The sequence below is a fragment of the Corallococcus macrosporus genome (genome assembly GCF_017302985.1).
GTDB lineage: Bacteria > Myxococcota > Myxococcia > Myxococcales > Myxococcaceae > Corallococcus > Corallococcus macrosporus_A.
This window is the reverse complement of record NZ_JAFIMU010000007.1, coordinates 979,710-999,628: the sequence shown is the minus strand read 5'-3', so window position 1 is coordinate 999,628 and position 19,919 is coordinate 979,710. Positions and strand designations below refer to the sequence as shown.

The window sequence follows — 19,919 nt, the reverse complement described above, 5'->3', positions numbered from 1 at the left end:
GGAGGGGACATGCGAGGCGCGATGACGGTCATCGAGCGCGACGTGGACGCGATGCTCATCCCCAGCGGGGACAAGGTGTTGCTGCCGGCGGGCTCGGAGTTGACGGTGGTGCAGACGCTGGGCGGCAACGTCACGGTGCAGGACCCGTACGGCCAGTTGTTCCGCATCGACCAGAAGAACGCGGACGTGCTGGGCGAGGAGTACGCCGTCAAGGCGAAGGCGCCCGATGAGAGCGTGACGCCCGGCGAGTTCGGTGAGTTCAACGAAGAGCAGGTCTGGGAGCAGCTCCGGACGGTCTACGACCCGGAGATCCCCGTGAACATCGTGGAGCTGGGGCTGGTGTACACGTGCAAGGCCACGCCGCTGGACGAGGGCGGACAGCGCGTGGACATCGAGATGACGCTCACGGCGCCCGGCTGCGGCATGGGCCAGGTGCTGGTGGAGGACGTGCGCTCCAAGGTCTCCGCGCTGCCCGGCGTGAAGGAAGCGAACGTGGAGCTGGTCTGGGAGCCGCAGTGGGACCAGAGCCGCATGACGGACGTCGCGCGGCTCCAGTTGGGCTGGATGTAAAGGCCTAGACCAGGGCCTTCCGGCCGCGTGCGACCAGGCCCACCGTGGCCGCGGCGGCGAGTCCGCCCGCGAGCCACCGGGGCCAGCGCGACGGGGCTTCCGCCGTGGCGCGGCGGGTGATTTCGGGCGACATGCGCTCCGCGAACATCTCCACCATCGCGTGCTCGAAGGCGAGCAGGTCGTGCGGCCCGCGGCTGGACACCCAGTTGCCGTCGCGCACCACGGGCTGGTCCGTCCAGTGCGCGCCCGCGTTCTCCATGTCGTTGCGGATGCCCGGCCAGGACGTCACGTGGCGGCCTTCCAGGAGCCCCGCTGACGCGAGCAGCCACGGCCCGTGACAGATGACCGCGATGGGCAGGTCCAGCAGGTCCGCGTCCTTCACGAAGTCCAGCGCCAGGGCGCTCTGCCGCAGGAAGTCCGGGTTCATGAAGCCTCCGGGCAGGAGCAGCGCGTCGAAGTCCGCGGCCTTCACTTCGCGCAGCGTGGCGTCCACGCGCACCTTGCGGCCGGGCACCAGCAGGTTCATGCCCCGGATGCGGCCCTTGTGGAGGGAGACGATGGTGACGCTCGCGCCCTCTTTCTCCAGGCGCTTCACCGGCCGCGTCAGCTCCACCTGCTCGAAGCCATCCGCCGCCAGTACGGCCACCCGCATCCCCTTCAGCTTCTTCATTGCCCCGTCCTCCCGATGTCCCGATGTCCGGCGCTGCCCGACAACCCAAACCTGCACGGTGGACATGCCCTCCTGGGAGGGGAAGCGGAGGGCAGGCGGGCAGGCAGGCGCCCGGGGTGTCGCCGGGGCGGAATCCTCCCCGTGGCGGGTGCGGCGCGGCACGCGGCGGCGCTGGACGCTTGAGGGGAACGGCTCTACGACACACGTTCCTTTCTGGAGGCGCACGGCATGTCCCCCTCGTTCTCTTCCCGGATGCACCGCGGCCTGCTCGCGAGCACCGCGCTGTTGCTGGCCCCCATGGGCTGCGCCACGTCGTCGCAGGCGGGCGCCGCGCGCGACGAGGCGGCCCTGCGCACGGATGAAGCGCCGCGCGTGAAGCCGAAGTGGGGGCTGGTCATCCACGGCGGCGCGGGCGTGATTTCACGCGAGAACCTCTCCCCGGAGCGCGAGGCCGCGATGCGCGCCGCGCTCACGCAGGCGCTCCAGGCGGGGCACGCGGTGCTGGCGAAGGGCGGCCGCAGCATGGACGCGGTGACGGCGGCCATCCGCGTGATGGAGGACTCGCCGTACTTCAACGCCGGCAAGGGCGCGGTGTTCAACCACGACGGCGTGAACGAGCTGGACGCGGCGGTGATGGATGGCAAGACGCGCATGGCCGGCTCGGTGGCCGGCGTCCATCACATCCAGAACCCCATCGACCTGGCGCGGCTGGTGATGGAGAAGTCGCCGCACGTGATGATGGTGGGCGACGGGGCGGAGGCCTTCGCTCGGTCGCAGGGCATGCCCCTGGTGGACGCGAAGTACTTCTTCACGGAGGAGCGCTGGCAGGGCCTCCAGCGCGCGCTGGAGCAGGAGCGCGCGAAGGATGCACCGCCCGCGCCCGCGCAGCCTGCCCAGCCCGAGCCCCCCGCGCAGCCGCAGCCGCAGCCCGGCTCGTCGCTGACGCCAGGGGTGGACCCCATCACGGGGGACCACAAGTTCGGCACGGTGGGCGCGGTGGCGTTGGACATGGAAGGCAACCTCGCGGCGGGCACGTCCACGGGCGGCATGACCAACAAGCGCTTCGGCCGGGTGGGGGACGCGCCCATCATCGGCGCGGGCACCTACGCGGATGAGCGCTGCGCCGTCTCCGCCACGGGCCACGGCGAGTTCTTCATCCGCTACACGGTGGCGCGCGACATCTGCGCCCGCGTCGAGTACCAGGACCTGCCGCTCCCGGAGGCCGCCAGCTACGTCGTGAACGACGTGCTCGTGAAGGCCGGCGGCGAGGGCGGCGTCATCGCCATGGACCGCCAGGGCCACGTGGCCATGCCCTTCAACTCCAGCGGCATGTACCGCGGCTACATCGGCGAGGACGGCACGCCCACCGTCGCCATCTTCCAGCAGCCGTAGGCAGGCGGCCGAGCCCTGCTTGCCCGGCACCGCGCGACGCCAAAGCTTTCACTCCACGTCTTCCCCACCCCGGAGAGAGAGCCATGGCCTCGCGCGCATCCACGTCCACCCGTCCCCTCGCCGTCGTCACCGGCGCCTCCAGTGGCATCGGCTACGAGCTGGCCAAGCAGTTCGCGAGGAACGGCTTCGACCTGCTCATCGCCGCGGAGGACAAGGGCATCGTGGAGGTGGTCGCCGCCTTCGAGAGCCTGGGCGCCTGGGTGAAGAGCGTGCAGGTGGACCTGGCGAAGGCGGAGGGCGTCCAGAAGCTCTACGCTGAAATCAAGCAGGTGGGCCGCCCGGTGGACGCCATCGCCATCAACGCGGGCGTGGGCGTGGGCGGCGACTTCGCGCGGCAGACGGACCTCCAGGCGGAGCTGAACCTCATCAACCTGAACGTCACGTCGTCGGTGCACCTGGCGAAGCTGGTGCTCAAGGACATGGTGGCGCGCAACGTGGGCCGCGTCCTCTTCACGTCGTCCATCGCGGCCACCATGCCGGGCCCGTTCGAGGCGGTGTACGCCGCCTCCAAGTCCTTCCTGCTCTCCTTCTCCGAGGCCCTGCGCAACGAGCTGAAGGACACCGCCATCACCGTGACGGCCCTGATGCCGGGCCCCACGGAGACGAACTTCTTCCACCGCGCCGGCATGGACGACACGCGCGTGGGCGCGCAGAAGAAGGACAGCGCGGAGCAGGTGGCGCGCGAGGGCTACGAGGCCCTGATGGCCGGCAAGGACAAGGTCGTCGCCGGCTCGCTCGCGAACAAGGTGATGGCCGCGGCCGCCACGGTGCTGCCCGCGCCCATCTCCGCCGAGCAGCACCGCAAGCTGTCCGAGCCCGGCTCCGCGCACCACTGAGGTGACGCGCGGAAGAGGCGCGAGCTACTGCTTCACGAGGAACAGCTCTCGCACCTGGAGCAGGTCCACGTCGCCCGCGAAGGCGGAGAACTTCTCGTACTCCGCCGGGGTGACGCGGGCGCGGGGCACCTGGATGGACTCGGTGATGCTGAGCGTGCGCCCGTCCTGCTTCTCGGAACGGGTGAAGTGGCCGAACTCGCTGTCCACCTTCAGGGCCGCCTGCGGGTCGCTGAGCTTCCAGCCCTGGGGCAGGGTGAGGGCCACGTGGGTGCGGCTGGCCTCCGTGTCGTCGATGTAGAGCGGCGTGGTGCGGGTGGACAGCTGCACGTAGCGCCGGCCCAGCAGCGCGGGGAAGGTGAGGGGGCCCAGCGCCATGCGGCTGTCGCCCTCCATGCGCCCGAAGCGCGGCACGGTGAACGCGTAGCGCAGCGTGAAGGGCGCGCCCACGGACTCCTCGTGCTCCAGCTTCACGGAGGACAGCTCCGCGCCGCCGAAGTAGCGCGACACCGCGCCCTGGAGCGCCTGCTTGCGGCTCTCCGCGGAGAGCTGCTCGAAGGCCTCGGCGATCTGCGCGGCCTCGAAGCCGGTGTACGTCTCCTCGCCCTGGCCCTTGAGGCCGCCGTCGGCGCCCAGCTCCAGGGTGAGCTTCACGTCCTTGCCCGCGCGCGGCTTGAGCGGCGGCGTCTTCACCTTCTGCAGCGGCTTGCCGGGCTCCGGCATGAGGTACGCCTCACGCTCGCCCATGGCGGCCTCCGGCAGCTCGCCGAAGGGGCCGAAGCGCACGGACGTGTCCAGCCACACCGGCTCCTCGCCCGGCACCTCCACGCGCAGCGCCGCGTAGGGCAAGAGCGCGTCCGCCGGGAAGAGGTAGGGCGCGGGGTCGGTGTTGAAGGTGCGGATGGCGGCGACGCGCGACGGGATGCCCAGCGTCTCCAGGCCCGCCTTCATCACGGTGAGCCGGCTGCCGCGGTCCTGCGCCACGGTAGACGCGGCGGACTGCGCGAGGCTCGCGTCGCGGCCGGAGAAGCGCTTCATCACCGCGGCGTGCAGCGCCTTCACCGCGTCCAGGCCCTTCTTGCCCTCCGTGGCCTGACGCGCGAAGGCCTCCACCTCCGAGGTGCGCAGCCACCGGTCCTGGAACGCGTCGCCGTACACGCGCGCCAGCCCGTCGTTGCCCGTCTCGCCCGCGCCCACCATCACGAAGGGCAGGTACTCGTTGCCAGAGGGCGGCGCGTCCGGCTCCGGGATGAACGGCGGCACGCGGCGCGCGTCGTAGTGGAAGACCTCCACGTCGCCCTTCACCTCCGGCGGCGGCGCCTTCATGCCGTGCGCGTCCACCTTCATGCCGCTGCCCTTGGGCGCGACGACGGTGTACGTGCTCCACGCGTTCGGCTGGTTGGCGATTTGAAAGTAGAACGCGGACGCGGTGAAGCCCGGCTGCGCGGGGCCGCGGTCGCTTTCGGGCAGCAGGTACTCCACCTCCACGGAGTCACCGACCTGCACGCCGGGCAGGCTCATGGTGTCCTTGCCCTCGATGTTCTCCGGCTCCAGCACGCGGCCGTCGGCCTTGAGCGTGCGCAGCGCCAGCACCTGGGCGCCGCGCGGGATGTTCACCTCCGCGATCTCCTGCACGCCCGACTGCTCCAGCGCCTTCTGGATGGTGTGGATGCGGTTGACGAGCGAGCCGTCCGGGTAGACCTGCACCGCCGCCGCGTCCAGCACGTACGCCGCCGAGCTGCCACCCGTCACGGGCGCCGCCTCGTAGGCCTTCAGCGCCTCCTTGCCGTCGATGGCGTACGCCGCCAGCAGCTCCTTGCCCGTCTTCGCGCGCTCCACCGCGCGGCGCAGCGCCAGGTCCGTGCCGTCCAGCTTGAGTGCCTGCTCGCGCAGCTTCAGCGCCTCCTGTGCCTGGCCCGCGTACTCGCGCACGTCCGCCAGCCGCTTGAGGATCTCCGCGTTGCGCGGCCACACGGTGGCCTGGGCCTGGAGCACCTTCGCCGCGTCGTCGTAGCGGCGCTGGCTCAGGTAGACGCTGGAGAGCGCCGCGGCGGTGGTGAGGTTGTCCGGGTCCTGCGCCAGGAGCTGCGTGTAGCCCTTCGCCGCGCCCTCCAGGTCGCCGCGCGTGCGCAGGTGGTCCACCCGCCGCGCGTCCGCGCCGGGGCAGCCCTCCTGGGCCTTCACCAGCTCGTCCGTGCGGGCCACCGCGTCGCGCCGGCGCGCCAGCGAGTACTGCAACCCCAGCGCCTCGCACAGGCCCGGCTGGGCCTCCAGCGCGGCGGCCAGGGCGACCTCCGCCTGCGCGTCCACGTCCAGCGCCAGCGCGGCGCGGGCCAGGAGGATGTGCACCGGGAAGCCCGCGGGCTTCACCGCGTCGCGCGCCGTCTTCAGCGTGTCCAGCGCGGTGGCCGGCTGGCCGTCATCCAGGAAGAGGTCCGCGCGCAAGAGCAGCGCGGACACGTTGCCCGGGTCCTTCGCCAGCGCCGCCTCCAGGTCGCGCGTGGCCCGGCCGCGCGCCACCTTGGACGGGATGCCGCGGTCCTGCGCGGCCTGCTCCGCGCGCAGGGTGAGCAGCGCGGGCGTGGTGGCCTCCAGCTTCGCCATCAGCCGCTGCGTGCCGTCCGGGTCGCGCGCCAGGCCGTCGCGCACCGCGAGGAAGGTGCTCAGCGTCTCACCGGCCTCGCCCTGGAGTGCCTGGGCCAGGTCCTCCGCGCCCGGGTACAGGTCCGGGACCTCCGCCTCGTCCGGGGCGCTCGCGTTCCAGCGCGGCGCGGGCCCGGTGGCGGCGGTGAGGCGAACGCCGGCGGGGCTTCCGTCCGCCTTCATCAGCGCGAAGGTGAGGCCGCCCTGGGTGTTGTCGCGGGACATCTTCACCACGAAGCGGTGCTTGCCGGCGGGCAGCTCCATGGCGCGCACGCTCACCGTGGACGCGGTGCGCGCCCAGTCGCGGCGCTCCAGCACGGGGGCGCCGTCCATCAGCACGCGGTGCGACGTCTGGCTCACCGTGCGCAGCACGTACACGCCGGCTTCCGCCACCTCCGCGTCGATGCCCAGCGCGTACATGTCCCCGTGGCCGGGCTCGCCGCCCAGGTCCAGCCGGCCGTCCGGCGAGCGCAGCGTGCGCACCGCCAGCGGGCCGTACGCGCCCGTGAAGGGACCCGCGAACGAACCGTCCTTCTCCGGCGCGATGGGCTCGTCGATGGCCAGCACGTGGAAGGGCGAGAAGGGGCCCACCAGCGAGGCCTCGCTCGCGCTGCCCAGGTCCTTGAGCGTCTGGGCCTGGGTGGCGGAGTCCGCGCGGAGGCTGGCCACCGCCAGGCGCGCGGCGCGCAAGAGGTAGGCCGTCTCACCCCGGGCGCCCGCGGTGAGCGCGGCGTCCACGCCCTTGAGGATGGTGTCGTCCTCCGCGCGCGAGGTGCCCACGCGGTCCAGCACGTAGCGGGCGGCGATGACGGCCACCGGGTGGCGCGGGGCGCGCTTCACCAGCTCCAGGGACGCGGCGAGCGCGCGGTCGGACTGGCCGTTGCGCCGGGCCAGCAGCGCCTGGCCTTCCAGGGCGTACGGGTCGCCCGGGTCCTTCTGCACGGCGGCGTCGAAGCGCTGCTGCGCGAGCTTCACGTCGCCCGCGACGAGGTACGCGTGGAAGCCCGCGAACGCGAGCGTGCGCGCCTCCGCGTCACCCTGGCCGGCGCGCTCGGCGGCGGACTCGAGCACGTGGGGCGCGACGACGGAGGAGGGCCGGGGGCAGCCGGTGAGTCCGGCGACGAGGGCGAGCGCGGTCAGGCCGCGACGGAAGGTGCGCATAGGGGAGCCGAGGGATAATGCAATCCCTCCGGCGAGGCCATATTCCCCTTGAAGCGCGTGTCCGGGACTGGCCCCGCCCGGTCCCCTAGCGGCGCTTCGGGGCGGTCTTCACGGGGGCTGCCTTGGCCGGCGGGCGCTTGGGCGGGGGCGGCGGGGCCGGCTTCTTCTGGACCACCGCCTTGGCCGGCACCGTGTTGGCCGCCACCGTGCGCACCGGCGCCTGGGGGATGACCACCACGGGCGAGGCGGGGCTCTCCGTCACGGGCGCGGGCCGGTCCACCGTGTAGGTGAGCCCGTCGATGCTGCAGGTGCCCTCGATGCAGCCGACGGCCGGCGCGGGGGCCTCGGCGAACTGGGCCTGCCAGTCGCGGCCCAGGTTCAAGGGCTCCGCGATGGGGCGCTGATCCTTCCCCTGGCCGACGTAGGCCTGCATCACGCCGTCCTCGGTGACGAACAGCTCCAGCCGCGCCTCGCTCTCCGGGGCGACGAGGCCCAGCATGGCGCCGCTGCGCTCGCCGAGCGACCACTCCACGGACAGCGGCGCACCCGCGCCGTGATGCACGATGGTGACGTAGCGGCCTTCCCGGCCCATCAGGCCCAGCGAGGCCACCGGCTCCGGCGGCGGGCCGTTGAGCACTTCCTTCAGGCGGCGCTTCCACGTGGTCGGCGGCGCCTCGGCGCGCACGCGCGCGGTCAGCCGGGCGACGCCGCCCACCAGCCCCACCACGTCCACGCGGGCGCGGCCCACGCGCGACGCTCCATCTTCCTCCACGGGAGGGAAGACGAGGGCCTTGTTCTCGAAGCTCAGCGTCCGGCCGGCCACCAGCATCTGCGGGAGGTCCGGGCCGTCCCCCATGGTCACGCGGCGCTTGTCCGGGGTGACGTCCTCCACCCGGCCCGGCCCGTTGCGGGGCGTGTCCTGCAGCCGCGTGTCCATGATGACCTTGCCCGGCAGCGGCTCCTGCGTGTGCACCTGCCCGCTGCGGTGGTACGCCACGCCCAGCACTCCCACGGCGGCCAGCACCGTCACGCCCGCGGCCGTCTGCGCCGTCACCCGCGCCGCGCGGCGCATCGCGTGCTTCGCCCGCTGCCAGCGCGTCAGCCGCAGGGGCGGCATGGACAGCAGGCTTCCCGGAACCAGCGGCTCCAGGTCCGCGATGAGCGCGGTGACGGAAGGATAGCGGTCGTCGGGATCCGGCTTGAGGCACCGCATCACGATGGCATCCACGCGGGGGTCCAGCCCTCCGCGCTTGCGCGACGGCGGATCGAAGGTGCCCAGCGGCACCTCGCCGGTGAAGGTCTCGTAGAGGATGACGCCCAGCGAGAAGATGTCCGCCCGCGCGTCCGCGCTCTTCGCGTCCACGCGCTGCTCGGGCGCCATGTACGAGATGGTGCCCATGGACACGTGCGTGGACGTGAGCGCGAAGCGCGAGGCCGCCGTCGCGTCGTCCAGGAACGACGCCAGGCCGAAGTCGGACACCTTCGCGATGCCGCCGGCCTGCTGATCCAGCAGGATGTTCTCCGGCTTCAGGTCGCGGTGGATGACGCCCCGGCCGTGCGCGTACTCGATGGCCCGGCAGATCTCCAGCATCCGGCGCAGCAGCACCGGCGTCTCCATGGACGGGCTGCGCATGAGCTCGCGCAGGGACGGCCCGTCCACGAACTCCATCACCAGGTAATAGGTGGTGTCCGTCTTCCCCTTGTCGACGATGGAGACGACGTGGGGGTGGCTCAGGGTCGCCAGCGCCGCGGCTTCCTTCTGGAAGCGCGCGATGAACGACGGGTCCTTGGCCAGCTCCGGGTTCAACAGCTTCACCGCGACCGTACGGCCGAGCGACAGCTGGGTGGCCTTGTGGACCTCTCCCATGCCGCCGGCACCGACGAGCTTCTCCAGGCGGTAGCCGCTGACGAGGTCAGGAGGCCGGGAACGACTGATGGCGGTTGGCTCAAACGAGGACATGGGCGGGGCGCAGGGCGGCGAGGGTAGCAGAAACGGGGCGCCGCGTTACCGCTCCCCTTCAGTCCCTCGGGCCCCCTCCCGCTCGCCCGGAAGGCGGGCGGCCATGACCCGGGTACGACCCACCGGAGTCCGGAGGTGGGCTCAGGTGTCCCCGACGACGGGGCGCAGCACGCTGGTGAGGTTGGAGCGCACCTGCGACAGCGAGGAGCGCATGCTCGCGTGCCGCACGGACGCGCCAATGGCCCGCGCCAGCGACTTGAGCAGCGACACCTCTTCCGGGCGCCAGATGCGCGGCTGGTGGCAGTCCTCGAACGCCACGAAGCCCCACCACTGCTTGGCCGGGACGATGGGGCACAGCAGCACGGACTGCACGCCCTGGCGCTCCAGCAGCTCGCGCATCATCGGCGGCGCCTCGCGCGAGGTGCAGTTGACCACCATCCCCGCCTCCAGCATGTCCGTCCACGCCATCGCGTAGTCGTGCATGGGCAGCGCGCGCAGCACCGGGTGCGCCAGGGGGGACACCACGCCCGGCTCCGCCCACGCGTGGCGCAGGTCCGTGAGGAACCGGCCCGCCAGGTTCGTGGTCCGGTTCTCGAAGATGCAGGCCCGGTCCACCTTCAGCGGGCGGGCCACCATGCCCAGCGCATCCGAACCCGTGGCCGGGCACAGGCCCTTGTCCAGGAGCAACCGCGACGCTTCGGACACCTTCGTGAACGCTTCCACCATGACCGTCTCGCTTGAAGGGGGGGAGGGGGACGCCCCTTCCTGTCGTGGATGAGCCGCCATCCACATATGTCCTGTTATGCGCGATTCCTCTGTTCCTGTCAAATGGTGGTTCTACTGAAAACACTGGAAGTGGCGAGAAGGGCCGTTCCGGGGCCTGGAAACGACAACAGGGGCGCCCTCTGAAGAGAGCGCCCCTGTCGGGCACCACGTGCGGTCCGCCCCTTGGAGACGGACCGCCGCGTGACGGGAGGGATCAGCCCTCGGTCTTCGTCTCGGTGGTGGTCTTCTTCTCGGTCTTGGTCTTCGAGCCCTTCTTGCCGGCCTTGGTCTCGGTCTTGGTCTCGGTCTTCATCTCGCCCTTCATCTCACCCTTCGCCTCGGGGGCGGCGGCCTCGGTCTTCGGCTCGGCGGCGGGGGCCGGCTGCGCGGCAGGGGCGGCGGCGGGAGCCGGCTGCGCGGCGGGGGCCGGGGTGTTGGCGAAAGCGGCGGAGGCGGCGAACAGGGCGGCGACGATGACGGTCTTCATGGATGGCTCCGGGGACGACACGCCGACGCGGGATTGCATCGGTTGATGCCAGAGCCCTAGAGCACCCGGCGTGCCAGGACCGGTTTCAAGCAACTTCGCGGGGTTCTCCGGGTGGGAGCGGATCCACCATGGGGAGAATCTCCTCAGTTGTGATTGAAACAATGGGTGCAAGCTCCCCAGGCAGGCGCACGTTGCTTTGACGGCAACGACGCTCTTCTGCAAGCTGCACCGCGTCCTTTCCGTTCCGAGCGCCACGCGCCGGGCCGCGAGATGGAGCATGAAGCCCGGTCGTCCTCGTCGTGCATGTCGCGCGGTCAGGTGTCGGGAGAGATGGCGTATGCGGCACCTGCTGGCGGCATGGAGTATGGCGTGGCTCGGAGTGGGATGCGCCGCGACCATTCCGCCTGAACGCCTCCAGGCCCAGGTGTCGGAGACGGAGCGCTGGCAGCGCGAGTACCAGGCCGAGCGCGAGCGCACCGAGGCGCTGGCGGCGAGGATGGCGGCCCTGGAGTCCGCGCTGGAGGAGCTGGCGCAGGAGCGCGCGGAGGCCGAGCAGGCGCGCGCGGAAGCCGAGCAGGCGCGCACGACCGCGACGGATGAGCTGGCGCGGCTGGAGGCGGAGCGCCACACGCTGGAGGAGCACAACGCGCAGCTCCTGGCGCGTCAGCGGGAGCTGTCCGCGCTGCACGAGGAGCTGTCGGACGTGTGGTACGAGTCCGCGCTGGAGCGCGCGCGGCGGCGCACCCAGCCGCCCCTGCCGGGTGCCTCCTCCACCGAGGCCAAGGGCCCGGTGCCCTGAGTTTCACGAATAGATGATCCAAGGAGCGTGGCCGTGGCGATGAACTCGCGGACCCCCATCCGTGGCTACCGCGCGGGTTTCTTCTTCGTGGTGATGCTGCTGTCGGGCGTCACCGGCTTCATGCTCTGGACGGAGGTGCGCACCGGGCATCAGGTGGACGCGCTGGTGCTGGAGGCCCTGGAGCGCGCGAGCCTCATCGGCCGCATCCGCGTGGACGTGATGTCGCTGGAGTCCGCCATCGAGGCGCACGTGCGCTCCAGCGGAGACGCCGAGCGCAAGGAAGCCGACGCGGTGATGGAGGACATCCTGGGCAGCATCCGCCAGTCCTCGGAGGCGTACATGCGCCACCTGCCGCCGGGTGAGAAGGAGGTCTGGCTGCGCTTCAACGGCGCGTGCCAGGGGCTCGCGGATCAGGTGCGCGCGGCGGCGGTGTTCTCACGCCAGCGCGACGCGGAGCGCGCCCGGCGCCACCTGGTGGAGAGCATCCGCCCGCTGGCGGCGGAGGTGGACCAGCTGGCGGGACAGCTCGCCACGGAGAACGCATCCGACGCGCGCGTGCTGGTGGGACGGCTGGGCACGCTGCGGGTGCGCAACACGGCCCTGGGCGCGGTCACCACGCTGCTGGCCATCCTGCTGTCCATGGTGGTGGGCTGGCACATCATCTCCCTGCTCAAGCGCCAGGACGCCACCATCCAGGGGCAGCTGGAGGAGCTGGGGCGGCACAACCAGGAGCTGGATGCGTTCACCCGCCGCGTGGCGCACGACCTGATGGGGCCGCTGTCCCCGCTCAAGGGCTACCTGACGCTCATCCGGCGCTCGGGCGCGGTGAAGGACCCGGGCGCGCTGGAGATGATCTCCCAGTGCGAATCCAGCGCGGTGCGCATGGGCGAGCTCATTGAAGCGCTGCTGCGCTTCTGCCGCGCGGGCACCCGGGGCGACGGGACGATGGGGGAATTGGACACGGCGGTGAGCACGCTGCTCCTGGAGGTGAGCCAGACGGCCACGGCGCTGGGCGTGTCGCTGGAGCGCGAGCTGGAGCCGGGCGTGCTGGTGGACTGCCCGGCGCAGCTGCTCCAGGTGGTGGCGCGCAACCTGCTGTCCAACGCGGTGAAGTACACGGCGGGCCGGCCGGATCCGCGCGTGAAGGTGCGGGTGGCGACGGAAGGCACGGACGCGGTGGTGGAGGTGACGGACAACGGGCTGGGGATGAGCCCGGCGACGCAGGCGTCGCTGTTCCAGCCGTTCTTCCGGGCCGCGGAGGTGCGAGGCATTCCCGGGCACGGCCTGGGGCTGGCCACCACCCGGCGCGTGGTGGAGGCGCACGGCGGGACGCTCACGGTGCACTCGGAAGAGGGAAAAGGCACGCGGATCCGCGTGAGGTTCGCGCGTGTGGCGCGCACTCCGGCGCCGCTTGTGGTGGAGTCCGGGCCGCAGCGCGACGCCCCCTCCATCCGCAAGGCCTCATGAGCTCAGCCCGAATCCTCGTCGTCGATGATGATCCGCATGCGCGGGACCTGCTCCAGCGTCTGCTGGGCGTGCTGGGGCCGGTGACGCAGGCGCCGGACCCCAAGGGCGCATCGGAGCGGATGGGCGAGCAGTCCTTCGACCTGGTCCTCACGGACATGGCGATGCCGGACCCGGGCGACGGCCTGAAGGTGCTCCAACTGGTGAAGTCGAACCTGCCGGACACGCCGGTGATTGTCGTGACGGCGTTCGGCAACATCGAGGGCGCGCTGGACAGCATCCAGCAGGGCGCCTTCGACTACCTGTCCAAGCCGTTCGACGTGGACGCCATCATGCGGGTGGCGAAGCGCGCGCTGGAGCAGAAGCGGCTGGTGGAGGAGAACCGCACGCTGCGCAAGCAGGTGGAGCGCACGTCGCTGGTGGGCCGCAGCCAGGCGCTGCTGGAGGTCTACAAGCAGGTCGCCCGCGCGGCGACGAGCAACGTGCCGGTGCTGATCACCGGTGAGACGGGCACGGGCAAGGAGATGGTGGCGCGGGCGCTGCACAAGCGCTCGGCGCGTTCCTCCGGCCCGTTCATCCCGGTGGACTGCGGCGCCATCACCGAGTCGCTGATGGAGAGCGAGCTGTTCGGCCACGCGAAGGGCAGCTTCACGGGCGCGTCGGGTGCGCGGCGCGGCCTGTTCGAGGAGGCCAACGGCGGCACGCTGTTCCTGGACGAGATTGGCGACGTGGGGATGAAGGTCCAGTCGCAGCTCCTGCGCGTGCTCCAGGAGGGGGAGATCCGCCGCGTGGGCGAGAGCGTCCCGGTGAAGGTGGACGTGCGGGTGCTGGCGGCGACGAACAAGGACCTGAAGGCGAGGGTGGCGGAAGGGGCCTTCCGCGAGGACCTGCTGTACCGGCTGGACGTGGTGCACCTGCACCTGCCGCCCCTGCGCGATCGGCGCGAGGACATCCCGGCGCTGGTGGAGCACTTCGCGTCGCTGCATGCGCGGGGCGGGGTGCGGCCGGTGGTGACGGCGGACGCGATGGCGCGGCTGACGGTGTACGACTGGCCGGGCAACGTGCGGCAGTTGGAGAACGTGATGGCGCGGGCGCTCGCGCTGAACGTCACGGGCGTGCTGGGGCCGCCGGACTTCCCGGAGCCCATCGGTGACGCGCCCAAGCGGCTGACGGGGCTCGCGGGAGACCTGCCCAGCCTCGCGGAGCTGTCCCGGCGGTACGCGGCGCACGTGCTCCAGCACGTGGGCGGCAACAAGAGCGAAGCCGCGCGCCTGCTGGGCGTGGACCGCAAGACGCTCTACAAACTCCTGGAGGCGCCAGAAGCCCCCGAGGGCATCCCGCCCGCGGAGGGCCGGGGCTGATCCGCGGCGGGCACTTTCCGCCGTTCGTGGCAATCGCCGTTCGGGGCGCATGCCCTGCCCACCCAGGCGCTTTCGCGCGCAGGAGATCGCACCTGGGCCGACGTTGAGGATGTCAGCGGGGACCCGTAGCGTTGCGGCCTGTATGCGCCGCCGCTGGTTGCCCCTCGGACTCCCCCTGATTCTCTTCGCGTGCGCTCCGGTGGAGCCCCCCGCTCCCATCGCTCCGGTGGATGCGGGCACCGTGACGGCACAGGTGCCCGAGCCCGATGCTGCGCCCGCGGAGTCCGCGCAGGCGCTGCACTTCGCATGGGAGGCCACCGCGCCCGAGCCTTCCGACGATGGCGGCGTCATGCACGCCACCGCGCCGGCCCTGCTGGACGCCTTGGAGAACTCCGAGGACGCGGGCAGTGCGCTGTCGCTGGAGCCCTCGCTGTCGCAGTCCGTCTCCGTCGGCGCGAGCACCGAAGCCCTGCCCGGCGAAGAGGAACCGCAGGTCATCACCGAGTCCGAGGTCCCCGTGCTGGAACTGGGACCGGACGGTGAGCCGTTGATCGACGCGGAGGAACCGGCGACCGGGACGGATGCCCTCGCGCAAGCCGATACGGATGGGCTGGACGGAGGAAGCCCCGCTGTCGTGGGCACGGACGGTGACGAGGACGTCGTCGCCGAAGCTCCGCTCACGGACGTCGACGCGGGCATGGAGCCCTACGCCATTCCCTACGCACCGGACGCGGGCTCGCTGCGCGTGCGCCGCTCCATCGCGGTGCGCTCGGAGCCCCGGCAGGACTCGCCTTCGCTGGGCACCGTGGCCCAGGACATGCGCGTGCGCTGGAAGGGCGCGATGCGTGGACCCGACTGCGAGACGTGGGTGGAGATCGAGCCCCGTGGCTGGGTCTGCGAGCGCTACCTGGAACAGAACTTCCGCGAGCCCCGCGTCCGCCCGCTGCCTCGCCTGGAAGAGGGCGCACTGACGCCCGGCATCTACGCGCGCGTCGTCGGCCACCGCGTGCGCGCCTACCCGAGCCTCGCGCTGGCCCGGAGGAAGCGGCAGGGCGTGCTGCTCAAGGGCTCCGTCACCGTGAAGCTCCTGGGCCAGGTGAAGGTCGGCCGGCGCACCTTCTGGCGCACCTCCGACGGCCAGTACTTCGAAGCGCGCGTGCTGCGCGAACACCGCCCCTCCGACTTCAGCGGCCTGGACGCGGAGGCCCTCGCGTCCCTGCCGATGCCCTTCGGCTGGGCCCAGTCCCGCACCGCGCCCCGCACCGACGTGGTGGTGCGCAAGGCCCCCGACGCGAGCGCCGAGCGCGAGACCGTGCTCCCGCCGCGCACGCTCGTCTCCGTGCGCGAGCTGTCCCCCGATGGCCAGTGGGTCCGCATCGCGGAGGACCACTGGGTGGCGCGCGACGACCTGCACGTCGCGTGGCCGCTGGCGTCACCGTCCATCGTGGAACCCGGCGCGCGCTGGCTGGACGTGGACCTGGAGGCCCAGACGCTCATCGCCTACGAGGGCGACCGCCCCGTCTACGCCACGCTCATCTCCTCCGGCAAACCCGGCACCGACACACCCGAAGGACTCTTCCGCATCTGGGTGAAGTTCGCGGAGGCGGACATGACGGGCACCATGGGCAGCGCCAGCTACCGCGTGGCCACCGTGCCGTGGACCATGTTCTTCGAGGGCGACTTCGCCCTGCACACCGCCTACTGGCACGACCGCTTCGGCGAACCCGTGAGCCACGGCTGCATCAACCTGGCCCCCAGGGACGCCCGCGCCCTCTACGGCTGGACCACGCCGGAAGTGCCCACCGGCTGGTCCATGGCCCACGCGACGCCAGCGGACCCGGGCACCTGGGTGCGCATCCGCGGTCAGGCCCATGAGGCGCCGAAGAAGCGCCGCAAGAGCGCGCCCGTCGTCGCCACCGTTCGCGACCTCTAGGAGTGGCGGAGACAGGGCGTTCCTTGTAGTCGCGAGAGGGGAGCGGCTACCTTGCCGCGCGCCATGTCGGAGGAGAGCGACGCATGTCCGCTGAGAACAAAGCCATCACGCGCATCCACGTTGAAGGTTACAGGTCGCTCCAGAACGTCGACCTGGAACCCGGTCGTGTGACGGTCCTCATCGGCGCCAACGGAGCGGGCAAGTCGAACCTGCTCTCCCTCTTGCGGATGGTCGCACTGATGCGGACGCAGTCGCTCCGCCGGTATGTCGGGGAGGCGGGTGGCGCCTCCGCACTCCTGCACTATGGGCCCAAGCTGACGAGAGAGCTGAACATCCGCCTGGAGTTCGAGCAGAAGACGGGAGCGAATGCCTATGTCGCGCGCCTGGGATATGCGGCGGGCGACACGCTTCTGTTCCTGGACGAAACCGTCGAGCATCGACGTGCCGGAAGCGACGTGACCAAGCTCACATCGCTGGGCGCGGGGCACAAGGAGTCCATCCTGGAAGAAGCCGCGGGCGAGCAGGGTGGCCCGACCGCCAAGACCGTGAGGTGGTGGCTGTCGAAGACAAACTTCTTCCACTTCCACGACACCTCGTTCGCCGCTCCGCTGCGTCAGAACTCCCGTCAGGAAGACGTGCGCTTCCTTCGGTCTGATGGAAGCAACCTGGCTGCGTACCTGCGGTCGCTTGAGATCAGTGAAGAGCCCGCGAAGCAGGCGGCATGGCGCCGCATCAGCCAGCTCGTCAGGCGTGTGGCCCCCTTCATCAAGAGCCTGCAGCCAACCCTGGTCGACCCGGCACACCCGGACACATCGAGCGTGCGGCTGGACTGGGTGGACGAGCGAGACCAGCTCTTCGGTCCGCACCATCTCTCGGATGGAACGCTGCGGTGCATCGCACTGTTCACCGCGCTCGGTCAGCCTGTGGAATCGCTCCCTGCGTTCCTCAGTATCGATGAGCCGGAGCTCGGGCTTCACCCAGCCGCGCTCGGCATCCTTGCCAGCCTTGTCCGCTCCACCAGCACCCACGCGCAGATCCTGCTGGCGACGCAGTCGCCAGCGCTGCTCGACCTGTTCGAGCCTCAGGAGGTCGTTGTCACGGAGAGGGCCCAGGGCGCCACGACGTTCCGGCGGCTCGACCCCGAACGGCTGAAGGGTTGGCTTGAGGACTACAGCCTGTCCGAGCTCTACGAGAAGAACGTCCTCGGGGGACGCCCGTGAAGCGGCTCATCATCGTCGTGGAAGGGCAGACTGAGGAAGGGTTCGTGAAGGGAGTCCTATGCCCACACCTGAATGCGCGCTCCATCTATACATCTGTCATCATCGTGACGACCCGCCGCGATGCACTCACGGGCGCCAAACTCGACAAGGGCGGGGGCTTCTGGAGGAATTGGGACAGGGATCTGAGGCGCGTCATGGGCGAGAACTCAGGCCCCGACGTGGCATTCACCACGCTGATTGATCTCTACGGGTTGCCCAAGGACTTTCCTCAACTCGAAGCTCTGTCCAGGATCGGTGACACCCGTCATCGTGCGTCCGAAGTAGAGGATGTGATCTCCAAGCAGTTCGGGGACCGCCGACTCATCCCGTATGTTCAGCGGCACGAGTTCGAGGCATTGGTGCTCGCCAGTCTTGGCGAGCTGGCGCGAGTGCTGGACGCAGAAGATGATCTGCGGGGACTCGAGCAGCTTCGCTCCGAGATCGCGGCATATCCACCGGAGGACGTGAATGATGGCCCTAAGAGCGCGCCATCTAAACGACTCCTTGCGAGGATTCCGAGCTATGGGAAGACGCTCCATGGCCCCCTCGCGGTCGAATCAACCGGACTCGCAAGTCTTCGGGCTGCGTGTCCTCGTTTCGATGCCTGGGTGACGAGGCTCGAAGGGCTCTAGCCGCCCAGCACGGACACCGTGACGCGGCGGCGGTGCGGGGACGTGCGGTGTTCCCAGACGTAGACGCCCTGCCACGTGCCCAGGTCCGCTGCTCCGTCCTTCACGGGCACGCTCAGGGACACCTGCGTCAGCACCGTGCGCACGTGCGCGGGCATGTCGTCCGGCCCCTCCGCGTCGTGCTGGAACAGCGGATCGCCGTCCTTCACCAGCCGGGAGAAGAACGCCTCCAGGTCGCGCTGGACGACGGGGTCCGCGTTCTCGCTGATGAGCAGCGACGCGCTGGTGTGGTGCAGGAACAGCGTGCACAGGCCCTCGCGGATGCCCGAGCCCTTCACCGCCTTCTGCACCTCACCGGTGATGTCCACCAGGCCCCGGCCCCGCGTGGACACCGTCAGCTCCTTCGCCTGGTACACCCCGAACCTCCGTCCCGCGGGTCAGCGCCCGTCCATCCGCTTCACGAGGAACGCCGCCAGCTGCTCCAGCTCCTCGGTGACGATGGTGTGCCCGCCGTCAAAAGGTAGGAACTCCACCGTCAGCCCCGCGCCCGTCAGCATGGCGCGCAGCCGCTCGCCCTCCGGGTAGGGGAGCACCGCGTCCTGGCGGCCGTGCCCCTGGAACACCGGCAGCGACGGCCGGGCCTTCGCCTTCGGCTCCCACTCCTTGCCCGCGACCATCGCCCCGGACAGCAGGCACAGGCCCGCGGGAGGCTCCTCCAGCCGCAGGGCCACGTCCGTGGACATCATCGCGCCCTGGCTGAAGCCTCCCAGCACGACGCGATTCATGGGCACCCCGAGCGCCGCCACCGTGCTCATCAGCGCCCGGCGCGCGGCGGGTGCCCCCGGCGGCACGGTCTGGGAGTACTGCTCCCAGTCGCGCCCCCGGCCCATGAGGATGTCCATGGGGATCTCGAACCACGCGCGGCCCCCGGGCATGCCGAGCGACTCCAGCGACAGCAGCGCCTCCGGGAAGACGAAGCGCACGGCCTGCGCCAGCCGTGGCGCGGCCGTCATCAGCTCCGGAGCCAGCGCCACCAGGTCCGTCCCCGGCGCGCCGAAGCCGTGGCTCAACACCACCACCAGCTCCGGCGTCGTGCCCGGGGGGAGCGCGTCCACCACGTGGCAGTTCAGCTCTCCCAGCTTCGTGCGCACGTGGCGCGGGCGGAGGCTCACGGCTGCGCGTCGCTGATGGTGACGTGCTGGATGACCATGTCCGTGTCCGGCCGGTCCTGCGGATTGCGCGGCGTGTTGGCGATCTTCTCCACCACGTCGTAGCCCTTCACCACCTCACCGAAGATGGTGTGACGGCCCTTGAGGAACTGCGGCGTGGACGTGGTGATGAAGAACTGGCTGCCGTTGGTGCCCGGGCCCGCGTTGGCCATGGCCAGCAGGCCCTTCTTGTCGAAGTCCCGGTTGCTCTTGAACTCGTCGCCGAAGCGGTAGCCCGGGTCGCCCCGGCCGGTGCCCGTGGGGTCGCCGCCCTGGATCATGAAGTCCGGGATGACGCGGTGGAAGATGACGCCGTCGTACAGCGGCCTGCCCTCCACGCGCTCGCCCGTGCGGGGGTTGATCCACGGCTGCTCGCCGGACGCCAGGCCCACGAAGTTCGCCACCGTCTTGGGCGCGTCCTTGGAGAAGAGCTTGAGCACGATGGTGCCCTGGTTCGTCTCCATCGTGGCCCAGAGGTCCTGGCCCTCCAGGGCCTTCTTCTGGAAGCCCTTCGCGGAGGCCGCGTCCGTCTGCAGGCTCACCGTGCGGGTAGCCGCCTGGGAGTTGGAGGGCGAGGGCTGTGCGGCGGGGGCCTTCGCGGCCGGCGGCTGCTCCTTGTCCTTGGAGCACGCGGTCAGGGCGAGGCAGAGGAGTCCAGCGGTCAGGAATCGGGTGCGCATGGGGCGGGCATCCTAGCGGCTTTCGACCGGGCTCCAGCGTGTTAA

The 19,919-nt window shown here is 71.0% G+C and carries 17 protein-coding genes; 9 read left to right on the top strand and 8 right to left on the bottom strand.

Annotated features, from left to right (window positions below; all coding sequences use genetic code 11):
- Positions 1 to 9: 9 nt before the first annotated feature.
- Complete coding sequence (sufT, locus tag JYK02_RS16365; RefSeq protein WP_207052141.1) at positions 10 to 570, top strand: putative Fe-S cluster assembly protein SufT; 561 nt, start codon at positions 10 to 12, stop codon at positions 568 to 570.
- A 4-nt stretch (positions 571 to 574) separates the two neighbouring features.
- On the opposite strand, the gene JYK02_RS16360 is transcribed toward sufT, so the two are convergent.
- The gene (locus JYK02_RS16360) at positions 575 to 1,240 is read right to left on the bottom strand and encodes a type 1 glutamine amidotransferase domain-containing protein (RefSeq protein WP_207052140.1); all 666 of its coding nucleotides are present in this window, start codon (positions 1,238 to 1,240) and stop codon (positions 575 to 577) included.
- Between the two features lie 228 nt (positions 1,241 to 1,468).
- Between JYK02_RS16360 and JYK02_RS16355 the strand changes: the two genes are divergently transcribed.
- Complete coding sequence (locus JYK02_RS16355) at positions 1,469 to 2,632, top strand: isoaspartyl peptidase/L-asparaginase family protein (RefSeq protein WP_207052137.1); 1,164 nt, start codon at positions 1,469 to 1,471, stop codon at positions 2,630 to 2,632.
- 83 nt (positions 2,633 to 2,715) lie between these two features.
- Positions 2,716 to 3,528, top strand: coding sequence for an SDR family NAD(P)-dependent oxidoreductase (locus tag JYK02_RS16350; protein WP_207052135.1), 813 nt, complete (start codon positions 2,716 to 2,718; stop codon positions 3,526 to 3,528).
- A gap of 24 nt (positions 3,529 to 3,552) precedes the next feature.
- Here the strand turns inward: JYK02_RS16350 and JYK02_RS16345 are convergent, their stop codons facing one another.
- The 4 genes from JYK02_RS16345 to JYK02_RS16330 all read right to left on the bottom strand — a co-directional run bounded on the left by JYK02_RS16345 (position 3,553) and on the right by JYK02_RS16330 (position 10,541).
- Positions 3,553 to 7,329, bottom strand: a complete 3,777-nt coding sequence (locus tag JYK02_RS16345; protein ID WP_207052133.1) for a tetratricopeptide repeat protein — start codon at positions 7,327 to 7,329, stop codon at positions 3,553 to 3,555.
- Positions 7,330 to 7,414: 85 nt separating this feature from the next.
- A complete protein-coding gene (locus JYK02_RS16340; protein ID WP_207052131.1) occupies positions 7,415 to 9,289 on the bottom strand; it encodes a serine/threonine-protein kinase in 1,875 nt (624 codons plus the stop codon).
- A gap of 141 nt (positions 9,290 to 9,430) precedes the next feature.
- Positions 9,431 to 10,015 carry a GAF domain-containing protein gene (locus JYK02_RS16335; protein WP_207052129.1) on the bottom strand — a complete coding sequence of 195 codons (585 nt, stop codon included), beginning with the start codon at positions 10,013 to 10,015 and terminating at the stop codon, positions 9,431 to 9,433.
- Between the two features lie 253 nt (positions 10,016 to 10,268).
- Positions 10,269 to 10,541 carry a hypothetical protein gene (locus tag JYK02_RS16330; RefSeq protein ID WP_207052127.1) on the bottom strand — a complete coding sequence of 91 codons (273 nt, stop codon included), beginning with the start codon at positions 10,539 to 10,541 and terminating at the stop codon, positions 10,269 to 10,271.
- Positions 10,542 to 10,905: 364 nt separating this feature from the next.
- Here JYK02_RS16330 and JYK02_RS16325 point away from each other — a divergent pair, with 364 nt between their 5' ends.
- From JYK02_RS16325 to JYK02_RS16300, 6 genes are all read left to right on the top strand, one after another.
- Positions 10,906 to 11,340, top strand: a complete 435-nt coding sequence (locus JYK02_RS16325) for a hypothetical protein (RefSeq protein WP_242588769.1) — start codon at positions 10,906 to 10,908, stop codon at positions 11,338 to 11,340.
- A gap of 39 nt (positions 11,341 to 11,379) precedes the next feature.
- The gene (locus JYK02_RS16320; protein ID WP_207052123.1) at positions 11,380 to 12,807 is read left to right on the top strand and encodes an ATP-binding protein; all 1,428 of its coding nucleotides are present in this window, start codon (positions 11,380 to 11,382) and stop codon (positions 12,805 to 12,807) included.
- Positions 12,804 to 14,165 (top strand): sigma-54-dependent transcriptional regulator, encoded by a 1,362-nt coding sequence (locus JYK02_RS16315; protein ID WP_207052121.1) that lies wholly within the window; start codon positions 12,804 to 12,806, stop codon positions 14,163 to 14,165. The genes JYK02_RS16320 and JYK02_RS16315 overlap by 4 nt, the downstream gene beginning before the upstream one ends.
- 157 nt (positions 14,166 to 14,322) lie before the next feature.
- Positions 14,323 to 16,098, top strand: coding sequence for a L,D-transpeptidase family protein (locus JYK02_RS16310; protein ID WP_347402505.1), 1,776 nt, complete (start codon positions 14,323 to 14,325; stop codon positions 16,096 to 16,098).
- 83 nt (positions 16,099 to 16,181) lie between these two features.
- On the top strand, positions 16,182 to 17,318 hold the full coding sequence (locus JYK02_RS16305; RefSeq protein WP_207052119.1) for an AAA family ATPase: 1,137 nt from the start codon (positions 16,182 to 16,184) through the stop codon (positions 17,316 to 17,318).
- A complete protein-coding gene (locus JYK02_RS16300; RefSeq protein WP_207052117.1) occupies positions 17,315 to 17,989 on the top strand; it encodes a DUF4276 family protein in 675 nt (224 codons plus the stop codon). The genes JYK02_RS16305 and JYK02_RS16300 overlap by 4 nt, the downstream gene beginning before the upstream one ends.
- Here JYK02_RS16300 and JYK02_RS16295 read toward each other — a convergent pair.
- From JYK02_RS16295 to JYK02_RS16285, 3 genes are read right to left on the bottom strand one after another with little or no spacing between them, the layout of a single operon-like run.
- Complete coding sequence (locus tag JYK02_RS16295; protein ID WP_207052115.1) at positions 17,986 to 18,402, bottom strand: secondary thiamine-phosphate synthase enzyme YjbQ; 417 nt, start codon at positions 18,400 to 18,402, stop codon at positions 17,986 to 17,988. The two genes, JYK02_RS16300 and JYK02_RS16295, sit on opposite strands and share 4 nt — an antisense overlap.
- 21 nt (positions 18,403 to 18,423) lie before the next feature.
- On the bottom strand, positions 18,424 to 19,158 hold the full coding sequence (locus tag JYK02_RS16290) for a phospholipase (protein ID WP_207052113.1): 735 nt from the start codon (positions 19,156 to 19,158) through the stop codon (positions 18,424 to 18,426).
- The gene (locus JYK02_RS16285) at positions 19,155 to 19,874 is read right to left on the bottom strand and encodes a peptidylprolyl isomerase (protein WP_242588768.1); all 720 of its coding nucleotides are present in this window, start codon (positions 19,872 to 19,874) and stop codon (positions 19,155 to 19,157) included. The genes JYK02_RS16290 and JYK02_RS16285 overlap by 4 nt, the downstream gene beginning before the upstream one ends.
- Between the last annotated feature and the right edge of the window lie 45 nt (positions 19,875 to 19,919).

Bases quoted from the DNA above. Each gene is read 5' to 3' on its own strand.
- JYK02_RS16360 (WP_207052140.1), bottom strand. From the start codon at position 1,240: ATGAAGAAGCTGAAGGGGATGCGGGTGGCCGTACTGGCGGCGGATGGC.
- sufT (WP_207052141.1), top strand. From the start codon at position 10: ATGCGAGGCGCGATGACGGTCATCGAGCGCGACGTGGACGCGATGCTC.
- JYK02_RS16330 (WP_207052127.1), bottom strand. From the start codon at position 10,541: ATGAAGACCGTCATCGTCGCCGCCCTGTTCGCCGCCTCCGCCGCTTTC.
- JYK02_RS16350 (WP_207052135.1), top strand. From the start codon at position 2,716: ATGGCCTCGCGCGCATCCACGTCCACCCGTCCCCTCGCCGTCGTCACC.
- JYK02_RS16355 (WP_207052137.1), top strand. From the start codon at position 1,469: ATGTCCCCCTCGTTCTCTTCCCGGATGCACCGCGGCCTGCTCGCGAGC.
- JYK02_RS16340 (WP_207052131.1), bottom strand. From the start codon at position 9,289: ATGTCCTCGTTTGAGCCAACCGCCATCAGTCGTTCCCGGCCTCCTGAC.
- JYK02_RS16285 (WP_242588768.1), bottom strand. From the start codon at position 19,874: ATGCGCACCCGATTCCTGACCGCTGGACTCCTCTGCCTCGCCCTGACC.
- JYK02_RS16325 (WP_242588769.1), top strand. From the start codon at position 10,906: ATGGCGTGGCTCGGAGTGGGATGCGCCGCGACCATTCCGCCTGAACGC.
- JYK02_RS16345 (WP_207052133.1), bottom strand. From the start codon at position 7,329: ATGCGCACCTTCCGTCGCGGCCTGACCGCGCTCGCCCTCGTCGCCGGA.
- JYK02_RS16335 (WP_207052129.1), bottom strand. From the start codon at position 10,015: ATGGTGGAAGCGTTCACGAAGGTGTCCGAAGCGTCGCGGTTGCTCCTG.
- JYK02_RS16315 (WP_207052121.1), top strand. From the start codon at position 12,804: ATGAGCTCAGCCCGAATCCTCGTCGTCGATGATGATCCGCATGCGCGG.
- JYK02_RS16305 (WP_207052119.1), top strand. From the start codon at position 16,182: ATGTCCGCTGAGAACAAAGCCATCACGCGCATCCACGTTGAAGGTTAC.
- JYK02_RS16320 (WP_207052123.1), top strand. From the start codon at position 11,380: ATGAACTCGCGGACCCCCATCCGTGGCTACCGCGCGGGTTTCTTCTTC.